At 44.1% G+C, this 13,698-nt stretch carries 8 protein-coding genes; 4 read left to right on the top strand and 4 right to left on the bottom strand.

The genetic code is table 11. From position 1 onward, the window contains the following. Window positions 1-16 precede the first annotated feature (16 nt). Genes HMPREF9441_RS03740 through HMPREF9441_RS03725 form a run of 4 tightly spaced genes read right to left on the bottom strand, consistent with a single transcriptional unit; the run spans window position 17 to window position 3,760 of the window. Complete coding sequence (locus tag HMPREF9441_RS03740; protein WP_008618207.1) at window positions 17-736, bottom strand: T9SS type A sorting domain-containing protein; 720 nt, start codon at window positions 734-736, stop codon at window positions 17-19. A 33-nt stretch (window positions 737-769) separates the two neighbouring features. Continuing rightward, entirely contained in the window at window positions 770-1,561 is a 792-nt protein-coding gene (locus HMPREF9441_RS03735) for an Omp28 family outer membrane lipoprotein (protein WP_008618206.1), read from the bottom strand. A 9-nt stretch (window positions 1,562-1,570) separates the two neighbouring features. Continuing rightward, the gene (locus HMPREF9441_RS03730) at window positions 1,571-3,235 is read right to left on the bottom strand and encodes a DUF6029 family protein (RefSeq protein ID WP_008618204.1); all 1,665 of its coding nucleotides are present in this window, start codon (window positions 3,233-3,235) and stop codon (window positions 1,571-1,573) included. Window positions 3,236-3,262: 27 nt separating this feature from the next. After that, window positions 3,263-3,760 (bottom strand): TlpA family protein disulfide reductase, encoded by a 498-nt coding sequence (locus tag HMPREF9441_RS03725; protein ID WP_008618202.1) that lies wholly within the window; start codon window positions 3,758-3,760, stop codon window positions 3,263-3,265. A 170-nt stretch (window positions 3,761-3,930) separates the two neighbouring features. On the opposite strand from HMPREF9441_RS03725, the gene HMPREF9441_RS03720 reads away from it, so the two are divergent. The 4 genes from HMPREF9441_RS03720 to HMPREF9441_RS03705 all read left to right on the top strand — a co-directional run bounded on the left by HMPREF9441_RS03720 (window position 3,931) and on the right by HMPREF9441_RS03705 (window position 13,687). After that, window positions 3,931-7,722 (top strand): Omp28-related outer membrane protein, encoded by a 3,792-nt coding sequence (locus HMPREF9441_RS03720; protein ID WP_008618198.1) that lies wholly within the window; start codon window positions 3,931-3,933, stop codon window positions 7,720-7,722. A gap of 123 nt (window positions 7,723-7,845) precedes the next feature. After that, entirely contained in the window at window positions 7,846-11,181 is a 3,336-nt protein-coding gene (locus HMPREF9441_RS03715) for a SusC/RagA family TonB-linked outer membrane protein (protein ID WP_008618197.1), read from the top strand. A 28-nt stretch (window positions 11,182-11,209) separates the two neighbouring features. Further along, window positions 11,210-12,784 carry a RagB/SusD family nutrient uptake outer membrane protein gene (locus HMPREF9441_RS03710; RefSeq protein ID WP_008618195.1) on the top strand — a complete coding sequence of 525 codons (1,575 nt, stop codon included), beginning with the start codon at window positions 11,210-11,212 and terminating at the stop codon, window positions 12,782-12,784. A 24-nt stretch (window positions 12,785-12,808) separates the two neighbouring features. Then, window positions 12,809-13,687 carry a zinc-binding metallopeptidase gene (locus HMPREF9441_RS03705; protein ID WP_008618193.1) on the top strand — a complete coding sequence of 293 codons (879 nt, stop codon included), beginning with the start codon at window positions 12,809-12,811 and terminating at the stop codon, window positions 13,685-13,687. Window positions 13,688-13,698 lie beyond the last annotated feature (11 nt).

Raw genomic sequence — 13,698 nt, 5'->3', positions numbered from 1 at the left:
AATGATTTTTAGCGTTTTACTTGATAATGAATTTGCCGTTCATCTTAGCCTTGCCCTCAACCTGATAAACATACAAACCGGCAGAAAGTTCGTCCAATGCCAAAGTTCCTTCCTGACCGGCCAAAGCAAAGCTCATTACCTTCGCACCGTTCGTTGTATAAATAGAAAGCGTATGGGCTGTATGGTCGGCAAAAACGTAACTCAAAACATTACCTTGTACAGAAATACTTTCAGACTTGCCCTTTGTCTGTTGAACAGACAATGCCGGATCGTTAGTCATGACCAAAGTGAAACTAACCTTATTGGCTTCCTGTCCTTCATACCATGCGGAAACCACAACGTGGGTGGTAGCAATAGCACCAGCCTGCAAAGAACCCGCATTCCAATGGATCTGCATATCTACAACCTCATTCGCTGTCCATTCGCCATTCTTCTGAGCGACATACCCCTTATCGGCATCCGTTGTAACACAAGTGCCATCAATGGCGCAAAGTTCAACGGAAACTTCATCTAAAGACTGAATACTTACATAAACGTTAGCAGCCACATCGCTTGACAGGTCAATCTCCGGTTCGAACTTAGTGACTCCAAAACCCGCCAAAATCTCATTAATATCCCGTGAATAGAATGTCGAACCGTTTTCGATGGCAACCCCATCATGTGAAAAAGTCAACGTTTGAGCCATTCCTGCCATTGCGCAGAAAACAGCCACCAAAGAAGTAAAGAGTTTTTTCATACTTTTATTCCTAATTAAATTAATATTATTTTCTTATTTTACTTCACATTCAGCCGCTTGCATTACACCTTCGGCATCATTATAAACAAAAGCCACCACGGAAAGATTCTCTTTCACCCAGTTGGACTTCACCCTTATACCTCGTTCCAGCGTCTGATGAACATTCTCTTGCAAGGCGACATCTTCACCCCACGTCCCGTTTACACAAGCGCGGAACACATGATTATGCACATAATTCACATCCAGGTTCGGCCCGTTTTGCTGCAAAGCCGTAATGTTACTTTCCGTAATCCAAAGCTGCAACTTACCGTACACCATGGCAGAAGGATTCAACTCTACGGCAATGGCAATACTGTCTTTACCGGGAACCGTATCAGCCGAAAGCTCAATGGCCACCTTAGTATCTTTAGCCAAAGCCTCGCGCACTACCGTTCCCCATTTATCATAATTGCAAAGCCCTCCGCTACGATTGATAATCCCGGTTGGCAAATCGGAAGCTCCCCATTTAGCTGCATAGACGTTTCCTTCCGGTTGCATCAAACCTACGATAGTGGGATATTGCCCCTCCATAATACCGAACACGTCCGTAGCGTGCACACTTACAGCAATCAAAGAGCTGCCGTATTGCGCCTTCAGGCTGTTGATCGTGGCATGTGCTGTGGGACAATTTGAACAAAATTGCCCCGTAAAATCTTCCAAAAGGACATTTCGCTTGGTTTCTACCTGAGGCAAAGAAATATAACGCTCTCCTTCGGACACCTCATCGCAGGCTGTAAACAAGGCGGCAAAGCCTAAAAAGGCTGTATACAATATACTTTTCTTCATGTCTCTTGCTTAAAAATTATAATTGTAAGATACCTGGAAACCACGGCTTGCCGGCACATAACGGCAAACCCCTCCCGAACAGTTGTAGCCCGCCCGCGTACGCCCGTAACCGGCCATTAAACGGTGTGCTTTGTAATTGAATGTCACAGAACCCATATAATAATGAAGGTTCGTTGCTCCATTGTTCCACATGTCGCTCACCGTAAACATGAAGTAAGGCAGAACGGAAAGTTCCAGCAGTCCGTAGGTCCAGTCGCCTTCATCTTGCTTGGTAGCCAGATACTGAGCCTCGGCACGCAAAGTCAGCTTTTTGTTAAACTGGTATTTACCTTCGGCCACAGCAATATTAGACTTAATCGTACCGCCGTGTCCTTCTACCACATCTTTATTGTAACGCTGGTTCATGTACATCAAGTTCAATTTAAAAGCTTTGGTCAGTTTCTTTTCCATCTGCAAATTGATGTCTTGATAGTAAGTTTCTCCACCCACTTTGAAGAATTTGGATTTATAACCGTCCGTTCCGTAAGTGGAGCCATTGAATTCCTCAACCGGGTCTTTGTCCAACGAACGAATATGACTGACATTCAATTTCAATTTAGTTCCATACTTACCGCCTAACGCCGTATTACGCTTGAAACTGTAACCGAATTCACCCTGAAAAGCCCATTCTCCTTTCGCCGCTTGTGTGGCGTAGGGATAAAGAGCAGCCAAAGCATAGGTATGTTGATAGGCAAAGGCCGGCATATTGTTGATAAACACCGAGGTTCCGACCATGGAACGCTGACTGCGGTAAGACATATCCTCGCTGCGCTTCACTTGCACCAAGGCACTGGCTCCTCGTTTGGAATAAGAAGCCGAAAGCATCAGGGCATTACCACGGTGGTAAATATATCCGTTATCGAAAGAAGGGTCCTGGCTTTTCCAGGCATACTCGGCCAACACACTATAGTTTCCTTTTTGGAAGCGCGAACGTACATCGAAAGCACCGACAGTCGTAGGCAAATCCAAGCGATAATTAGTACCGGATACAATGATATCCTCATCTCCTTCCTGTTTGAGGACTCCAGACGCCCCTACCATCCACGTAATACCTTTATCACGCATCTTGCTACTGTATTGCTCCAGATTCATTTCCAAATCGGCACCGCCGACCCAAGCGCCATGTTTCCAATCCCAATACCGACGCTGCAAACCACCGAGAACCTTAAACTGTACTCCCTTCCACGCCGTCACGTTCAACCTCGCTCCACGAAGGGAATTGTCGATACCCAAACTGCGTTCCTCGTAAGTACGGAATATGAAACCGCTTCCGAACTGGTCGTAAAAATCACCGACGGTCACATCAAAACCGAAATCACTTATTCCCTTTAAATAAAGATGAGGTACTCCCCAACCTTTGAAGTCGGCTTCAAAACCGGGCAAGGGGTATTCCGTAAACTCCAAACGGGCACCTGCCTCTACGTTTTTGCTCATCAAACCTAAATCTACATAAGTGTTGGTTAACGCCCAATCGTCATAGCTGCCTGTACCAATCTTTTCATCCTCCTCGGGAACCAGCACATCGCTCTGTATGCTCCCGTGCAAAACGACTTTTCTTTCATGCTCCTGCGCATGTGAAGTAAAGGCCAACAGCCCTGCGCAGAACAAGGCTATCGGCTTTCCATATCCTTTCATTTATACCTTATATATTATAGGTGAAAATCACTTCTCTCCAATCAATTCACGTACCTTTTCAATTAAATGGCTCTCGGCTCCGTCGGTGTAACCGCTACGTGATTCAGCTATTTTGCCCTTACCGTCTATAATAAACACATGGGGAATCATCTGCACACCCATTGCCCGGCGAAACTCACTGTTAGGATCCAACAAAACTTCATATTCCCAGCCTTCTCCATCGACCATCGGCTTCACTTTGTTGATATTCTGTGCCTGGTCGATCGAAACGGCTATCACTTTCATTCCCGTCTCCTCCTGCCAATCGGCATATTGCTCATGTATAGCTTTCAACTCACGGTTACACGGCTTACACCATGTTGCAAAGAAACTGATAACGAAAGGTTTTCCATTATTACTTAATTCTGCAGTATTTACAGTTTTTCCCTCCAAATCTTTCAACTGTACGGAGGGTAACTGTGCATAAGCCCCCAGGCTAACCAAACACAGTGCAACGGCACTCATGAGTTTACTTAATCTCATCATATCCTTATATTTTTTTGCAAAAGTACGTTTTTTCTATAATATAGCCATCTTTTTGCAAGAAAAATATTCTTTTTATACTAAAAAAACGGAATATTTATTGTACTTTTGCGCGTCCTTAGTACAAGTTTATTAAAAAAAATCAAATTATAGTCTATCTAAAATTAGTATTTATGAAAAAAAAATCTTGTTTGGTGTTCCTCTTTCTATTGGGAATACTATGGAATGTACAAGTCCACGCTGACGGCGTGAGCCAACCTACGTTCCATACCTTCAAGTTCACAGACCAAGCTACACTCCAAAACATGTCCGACAATGGGAAATGGGCTGTAGCTTTCGGTACGAACGGTAACAGTGTGGAAGATTTTCCGAAGCTCATAGACTTGGCTACGGACAAGGCTACCGAACTTTTGAGCGAAAGCGGAACCGCATTAGGCAACGGCGCCTACGATGTCAATAACGAGGGAACTCTCGTAGTAGGACGATATGAAGGCAATCCGGCCGTTTGGACCAAAACCAATAACAAATGGACAGTACTTCCTGTTCCTACGGGATGGGACGGTGGTTTAGTTAACGCCATTACTCCCGACGGAAAGTGGGCCATAGGTAGGGCCACCAAAGGTCAGTATGACGAAACTCCCGTACTGTGGGATATGAGTAAAGGCGGTATAATCACAGAAACGCCTAATATCCCGGTAAAAGACATGACCGGACTAGACCAGCACCAAAGCCGCTTTGTAGGCATTTCCGCTGACGGACGTTATATCGTAGGTTGCCTGTCTTTCAGCTATATCCAGCCTATCGCTTGTTGTTATTACGTCTATGATCGGGATAAGCAAACATATAAATTCATCGGATTCGATGTAGATGAGAATTACAAATGGACTCCGTTGGCTCAGAATCTGGCCTTTATCGATGATGCACGTATCAGCAACAACGGAAAGTATATAACGGGTACTGCTTATATGGTAAAAGAAGGAAATGCCGAATACAAAACTCCTTTTCTTTATGACGTCGAAGCCGGTTCTTTCTCTATTTACGACCAGAATCAGGATCAAGGTCTCATCGGACTATGTTGTGATAACGAGGGTCATGTGTTCGGTGCTTCACCTTCAGACAGTCCGGCACGTGAATGGAGCATACGCGTAGGCCAATACTGGTACAGCCTAACCCAAATCCTGAAACAGCATTACAATATAGACTTCAATACAGCTTCGGGGTTTGAAAATAGCGGCACTCCGATTGCCCTTAATGTAGAAGGGACTAAAATCGCCGTTTTCGTCTATAAAGGTGAAAGTTATATACTGGAGATGCCTCAATCGCTCGTTGAACTGACCAATGAAATTGATTTATTGGCCAACTATTCCGTCAGCCCGGAGGAAGGTTCACAATTCTCTGCCCTGAAATCACTAAGCCTCACTTTTGACCGCGACATTGAAGTGACAGGAAAGAGCAGTGCCGTAATCTTAAAAGACGAAAACGGGAACAAAGTAACAAGTTCAGTAACGTTCAAACGTAACGCCAATAACAGCAAAATCGTCGATATTAGTTTCCGTGGCGCAAACCTCGAAGACGGTAAAAAATATACTGTTTCTGTCCCGGCTGGTTCCATCGTTATTAATGGTGATGCCGAGAAGGCCTGCAAGGAAATTAACATTAGCTACACCGGACGGGCCAATAAGCCAGTCGCACCTACTAGCATTGCACCGGTTGACAACTCAACCCTATCATTGTTGAACTTCTCTACGAACCCTATCATCATTAATTTTGATGCAGGAATCGCCTTGACCGACACGGCTTACGCCGCAGTTTACCGCAATAACGAAACAGAGCCGATGTGCGAACTGAAAATGGCTGTGTCCTCTCTCGACAGTAAACAATTAGGCGTGTACCCGTCTGCCGGACAATATTTGTATAAGGGTAATGAGTATTACGTAAAAATCAAGGCAGGATCAGTCACGGACGTTTTAGGTAGCAATCCGAACGAAGCCATCAACCTGCACTACACGGGTAACTATGAACGTGAAATCAACTACGACGATGTAACATTGTTCAAAGACGATTTTAACAACGGTTTGGGCCAATTCCTCTTCTATGAAGGAGATAAACGCGAACCGGTGGAAAGCATGGCCCAATGGGGATTCACTGCGACTACAACTCCTTGGAGCATCGTATGGGATGAGGACAACACCAGCGATTTGGCAGCAGCTTCACATTCCATGTACTCTCCGGCAGGAAAGTCTGACGACTGGATGGTAACAACGCAAATTTTCATTCCGTCTAACCAATGCTATTTAAGATGGGAGTCACAGAGTTATCTCAAGAGTAAAGGAGACCGTTTGAAAATAATGGTTTGGGAATACGACCCCGTATTGAATGCTCTGAACGACGATCTTATCGCTAAATTCAAGAATGAAGGAAAGGTTATTTACGACGAATTTGAAAAACCTGGTGAAGACGAAAACAAATTAGCAGGAGAATGGACTTCCCACATCGTAAAACTGGAAGAGTTTAAAGGCAAAAACGTATATATTGCTTTCGTGAACGAGAACGAAGATCAAAGTGCCATCTTTATAGATAATGTGGAAGTAACCAACGACCAGAAGTTTTTGGTGGGTTTGACCAACGAAACCTCCGTGGTAAACCAAAAAGAAATTAAAATCAGTGGCCGTATCAGTATCAATGCTTTGGAAGATACTTATCAGAGCGTACACATTATCATGAAAGACGCTAATGGTAACGCCATAGATGAAATCAGCGAATCTGGTCTCTCTTTAAAGAATGGTGACAAGTATGACTTTGCTTTCCAAAAAGCTCTCCCGCTAAGCGTAGGCATCGCAAACAAGTTCACATTGGATATCACTTTAGATGATGAAGAAAAAACAACAGGATATTCTATCAAGAATCTGGCTTTCGCACCGACCAAGCGTTTGGTGATAGAAGAATTTACAGGTACGGATTGCCCGAACTGTCCGCTCGGAATTCTGGCTTTGGGCAACATGGAGAAAATGTTTGGCGACCAAATCATCCCCATGGCTATCCACACTTACGATGGCGACATCTACTCGACCAAAGAACTTGAAGAGTATTCCGCGTTCCTGAACTTCAGTGGTGCTCCCAGTGGCGTGGTTAACCGTCAGGGCGGAGCTACCCCCGTTCCTTCTTATCCAATGGCCAGCGTTAAAAACACAGAAGGAAAAGTGAATTATATATTCACAAACGGTTCGGATTTATGGTTAGACCAGGCCGAGAAAGAATTCAAAGTGGCTGCAGATGCCGAACTGAACATCACGGCGAAGTATCAGGACGGCAAAATCGTAGTGCCTTGTACCTATAAATATGCACTGAATGCGACAGATCTAAACGTAAGTTTGTTCATGGCTATTCTGGAAGATAACTTAACCCGTTATCAATGTAACAACTTGGGAGGTACTTCTGACCCGAATCTCGGAGAATGGGGATTGGGCGGCCAGTACGCTGCCAGTGTTGTGGCACCTTACACGTTCAACGATGTAGTTCGCAGCATACCCAGTGCTTACTATGGTGTAAGCGGTCTGATTCCTTCTTCCGTAACAGCCGGTGAGGAGAATACAACTAGCCTGGACTTAAATATCCCGGAAAATGTCATTGACCTCACGAACTGTAAAGTTGTATGTATGATGATCGATGCCAACACGGGAAACATCATCAATGCAGCCAGAGCTGACATCAATACAGACGATTATAATTCCATCGAACAAACAAAAGCAGACGAAAGTATCTCCGTGAATGCTGACAACAACACCATCCACATTAATGCCGGCACAACGGCACAAGTTACAGTGTACAGTGTAGACGGAAGTGTTCTCGACCAAGTTGTTATCGAAGGAGAAGGCAGCCTGAAGCTGCAAGGCCATAAGGGTATCGTCTTGGTTGAGGTAACGACCGAGAATACTCGTGTTGTGAAGAAAGTATTCGTAAAATAACAGCATTCATTTGCTGGTGAAATCAAAAGAGGAGTGTGGTATTAGTGAATGCCACACCCTCTTTTCACCATGTTTTTAATGTGAATTTTCATAATCAATTTATTAAAATAAGTATTTCTTTTCATGAGACAAAAATTACTCATGCTCAGCCTATGGCTGTGCTTTACGGCCAATGCGGTCATGGCGCAAGTAAAAAGTGCGTCTGGAGTAGTTTACTCCGCCGAAGATGGTGAACCGCTCATCGGAGCCAGCGTAAAAGTAAAAGGAACGACCACAGGAATGTCAACTGACTTCGACGGTAAATTTTCGCTAAAGGACCTCCCTGCTGATGCCAAGTTCCTGGAAATTTCCTACATCGGGTTCCTATCTCAAACCGTTGCTATCAAACCGAATCTGAAAATTACTCTGAAGCCAGATAGCAAAGAAATGGAACAAGTGGTCGTTACCGGTATGCAGAAGATGGATAAACGACTTTTCTCGGGAGCCACCGTCAAATTGGATGCAGAGAAAATGAAAATCGACGGTATGGCCGACATCAGTCGGTCGTTGGAAGGCCGTGCCGCCGGTGTATCTGTACAAAACGTATCCGGAACTTTTGGTACTGCACCCAAAATCCGTGTACGCGGTGCTACATCCATTTACGGTAGTAGCAAACCACTGTGGGTCGTGGACGGTGTCATTCAAGAAGATGCAGTTGATGTCGGTGCTGACGCTTTGGCTACCGGAGATGTGGAAACACTCATTAGTTCTTCTATCTCAGGACTGAATGCCGATGATATCGAAAGCTTCCAGATATTGAAAGACGGATCCGCTACTTCTATCTATGGTGCACGTGCTATGGCGGGTGTGATTGTAGTCACGACCAAAAAGGGCAAAGCCGGACAGAGTCGTATCAATTATACCGGTGAATTCACAATGCGAATGAAGCCTAGCTACAAGAACTATAATATCATGAACTCGCAAGACCAAATGGGCGTGTACAAAGAATTGTCTGACAAAGGTTGGTTGAATTTCTCTGGCGACAGTTCCAACGGATTGTACAACGCACCCAACAGTGGTGTATACGGCAAGATGTGGCATTTGATTAATACCTACAATCCCACAACAGGACAGTTTGCACTGGCTAACACTCCGGAAGCCCGCAACGCTTATTTGCAAACAGCGGAAAGACGTAATACCGACTGGTTTGACGAACTGTTCAACACCAATGTCATGCAAAACCACTCTATCAGTGTTTCTTCCGGTACGGAAAAAGCTACTTACTATGCATCTTTGAGCATTATGAACGACCCGGGATGGTATAAACAAAGTAAGGTAAACCGCTATACGGCAAATTTAAATACGACTTTCAATATCAGCAAACAACTTTCGTTGAACCTGCTGAGCAATGCTTCCTATCGCAAGCAGCGTGCTCCCGGTACGGCAGACCAAACCGTAGATGTCGTAAACGGTGAAATAAGCCGTGACTTCGATATCAACCCCTACTCTTACGCCCTGAATACTTCGCGCACTCTTGATCCGAATGAATACTACACGCGTAACTATGCGGATTTCAACATATTCCACGAACTAAACAACAACTATATTGAATTGAACGTTGTGGATCTGAAATTCCAAGGCGAATTGAAATGGAAACCGTTGTCCGAATTGGAGTTCAGCGCATTGGGAGCCATCAAATACAGTACCATTGCTAACGAACAATTCATCAAGGATGATTCAAATCAGGCCAATGCATATCGTGCCATGGGTAATTCCGTTATCCGCGACGAAAACGATAAACTATACACCGACCCAGATAATCCGTATTCATTACCTATCAGTGTATTGCCAGAGGGGGGTATATACAAACGTACCGACTACAAGACCAGAGGTGTAGACTTCCGTGCATCAGCTTCTTGGAACCGTTTGTGGAACGACATTCATTTGACGAATGTATATGCCGGAATGGAAACAAACTCCACAGACTATGACCGCTCTAATTTCAATGGTTGGGGTATGCAGTATGCTATGGGAGAAACTCCATTCTACATCTACCAGTTCTTTAAGCAAGGCATTGAACAAGGAACAAACTATTATTCATTAGGACGTAGTCACTTACGCAGTGCTGCCTTCTTCCTGAATGCCAACTACTCTTATAAATCACGTTATTCAGTTAACGGAACCGTCCGTTACGAAGGTACAAACAGCATGGGTAAAAGCCGTAACGCACGTTGGTTGCCCACATGGAATATATCCGGACGATGGAACTTGGATGAAGAAGTATTCTTCCAGCCCATCAAAAAAATCGTATCTCATGCAGCCCTTAAATTATCTTACTCGTTAACGGGTGACCGCGGACCGGGTTTGTCCAACTCAACGGCCATCATTGCCAGCAGTAGTCCGTTCCGTCCGTTTACTTCCGTACAGGAAAGCGGACTTATACTTTCCACTTTAGGTAATGATGAACTGACGTATGAGAAGAAAACTGAATTCAACCTCGGTATAGATTTAGGATTCCTTGAGAATCGTATCAACGTAGCAATGGACGTATACACACGTGATAACCACGATTTGATCGGAACAACCAGAACACAGGGTGTAGGTGGTGAAATCGCCAAATTCGCAAATATCGCCTCCATGAAGTCACATGGTTTCGAATTAAGCGTTTCCTCAAACAACATCAAAACAAAAGATTTCAGTTGGAACACCGACTTCATCTATTCTATCTATAAAAATGAAGTAACTGATCTCAATGCCATTGCCACAACGATGGACTACGTAAGCGGAACCGGTTTCACAATGGTCGGTTATCCTCACCGTGGATTATTCTCTATCCCATTTGCAGGCTTGGACAGTAACGGTATTCCCATGTTTTATAATGAAAAAGGTGAAATCACCAGTACCGATCTCAGTTTCCAAAGTAGCGATGACTTCTCATGGTTGAAGTATGAAGGACCAACGGAGCCGACTTTTACAGGAAGTCTGGGTAACTCCTTTACTTACAAAAATGTACATTTGAATGTATTCTTTACCTACTCCGGTGGAAATGTCGTTCGTTTAGACCCGGTATTCAGCTACCGTTACAGCGATCTCACGGCCACAACTCGTGAATTCAAGAACCGTTGGATGGTACCGGGAGATGAGAACCGTACTAACGTTCCAACTATTTTAAGCTACCGTCAGTATTATGAAAATGCCGAGTTAAGAAATGCCTACAGTGCCTATAATTACTCTACGGAACGCGTAGCCAAAGGTGGATTCATCCGCTTAAAGGAAATATCCGTAGCTTATGATTTCCCAAAAAAATGGTTGAGTGCACTGAAAGTTTCCAATGTCTCGCTGAAGCTCCAGGCCACAAACTTATGCCTGTTGTACGCCGACAAAAAACTTAACGGCCAGGATCCGGAATTCGTAAATTCTGGCGGTGTTGCCTCACCTGTCCCCAGACAGTTTACCATGACACTCAGATTAGGTTTATAATAACGCATAATTAATAAAAGGAAAGACAATGAAATTCAAATATACAGCAGTTGCATTAACCGCACTGTCACTGACCGTATCTTCTTGTAACGATTTCCTCGACACTATGCCCGACAACCGCACGGAACTAGATACTCCGGAGAAGATCACTAAGATACTGGTCACTGCTTATCCCACTACGAACTGGAACATGATAGCGGAATTCTCATCGGACAACACCGATGACAATGGATCGAAATATACTGATGGACTTACTCCCGTATTAAGTCGGGAAATCTACCAATGGAAAGATACCAAAGAAAGTGGAAATGACTGTCCCAGTGTTCTTTGGAGCAGTTGTTACAAAGCTATTGCTACAGCCAACCATGCTCTGGAAGCCATCGAAAAGCTGGAAAGCGAGAACAATACCGTCAACCTCTCTGCACAACGCGGCGAAGCCCTTTTATGCCGGGCTTACGGGCATTTCGTTTTGAGTTACATATTCTGCGAAGCCTGGAGTGAAAGTAATAAGGATAAAGCTTTAGGAATTCCTTATGCTACGAAACCTGAAACGACTGTAGCCCCGCATTACGAGCGTGGAACGATCGGCGAAACGTACAAAAACATCGAAAAAGACTTGGAAGAAGGACTTCAACTTATAGATGACAATAATTATACGGTTCCCAAATATCATTTCAATCGTAAAGCTGCTTACGCCTTTGCCGCTCGCTTTTATTTGTATTATCAAAAGTATGATCAGGCTATCGAATGCGCCAATATCGCTTTAGGAGACAATGCTGCACTGGTAACACGAGATTGGGGGGCTTTAGGAAAACTTACTCTAAATGACAACTTGCAGCCCGACGCTTATGTAGATGCTGCCAATAAAGCCAATTTGCTCCTCATCACATCACGTTCCTTCTGGGGGTTATACAACGGGCCGCTAACCACGACCAACCGCTATACCCACAATCCTACGATTGCTAAAAACGAGACGTGTATGTCTACTGGCATTTGGGGGGACTGTAGCACTACACTCAAGCAACAAGCAGCCGATTACACCTCCATTCCGAAAGTCATTTTCCGTAAATACCCATTATTTTATATGGAATATACGGATATCAACGCACAAGTAGGATACTATAACGTCGTATCATCCGTATTCAATACCGATGAAACCTTATTGGTACGTGCCGAAGCATATGCTATGAAGAAAGAGTATGCAAAAGCAATTGCTGATATGCAAATCTGGCAAGATGCCTATACTACCTCTAAAGTGCATCTTACCGAAGAGGCTATCAACAAATTCTACGGTAATGTAGCTTACTACACTCCGACCCAACCAACGGTAAAAAAAGAACTGCATCCGGACTTCACGGTCGAAGCAGGTACACAAGAAAACATGATTCATTTCATTCTGCATGCACGACGGATTCAAACACTTCACGACGGATTACGATGGGGAGACATTAAACGTTACGGCATCACAGTTTATCGACGTACGGTAGAAAATCGGGATATCACAGTTACCGACACATTACTGCCCGATGACCCACGTCGCGCGATACAACTTCCAAGTGATGTCATCAGCGCCGATTTACAACCCAATCCGAGAAACAAATAGAAACGACTAAAAAACAAAATAAAAATGAAAAAGTATATAGGTTATCTGTTATTGGCGGGACTGACCCTGACAACGGTGTCGTGTAATGATGACGACCTCGACTCCAACAGCATCTTCAATACAACACCTCCGGCAAGGAACGAATTTGATAATTGGTTGTTGACTAATTATGTAGCTCCTTATAATATAGAAGTAAAATACAAATGGGAAGATATCGAGAGCAATCTGACATACGACTTGGTTCCAGCAGGAATGAAGGAATCCATCAAATTGGCTAAAGTCGTTAAATACGTTTGGCTTGAATCTTACGATGAAGTGGCCGGTATCGAATTCTTACGTACTTATGTGCCTAAACAGATTCTCATGATTGGTTCTGCCGCCTACGATGCCGACACACAAACCGTCATGCTGGGCACAGCCGAAGGCGGTATGAAAGTCATTCTATACAATGTGAATAATATAGACAACTATCTTAATGACCCGGAGCAGTTAAACGCCAGCTATTTCCATGTCATGCACCATGAGTTTACTCACGTCTTGCATCAGACCAAGCCCTATGACCCCGATTTCGAAAAAATCACTGAATCAGACTACATAGGTTCGCAGTGGGCAGAAACTGCCGATACCACGGCTAATAAAAAGGGATTCGTGACAGCTTACGCTATGGATCAACCGGATGAGGATTTTGCAGAAACAATATCCTGCTACATCACTAACGACCAAACTTGGTGGGATAATCTCCTGAAAGGTGCCGGTGAAAAAGGTGCTTCTTTAATTACCCAAAAGTTCGAGATCGCAAAAACTTATCTGCGTGATTCTTGGAATATCGACATCAATCAATTACGCGCCACAGTTCTTCGTCGCTGTAATGAAATTCCGGAACTTGATTTGGAAACCCTTTAATAAAACAAAAG

Origin of the sequence: Paraprevotella clara YIT 11840 (genome assembly GCF_000233955.1) — a bacterium.
GTDB classification, from domain to species: Bacteria; Bacteroidota; Bacteroidia; order Bacteroidales; family Bacteroidaceae; genus Paraprevotella; species Paraprevotella clara.
The sequence above is the reverse complement of the archived record's forward strand: the minus strand, read 5'-3'. Positions and strand labels throughout refer to the sequence as shown.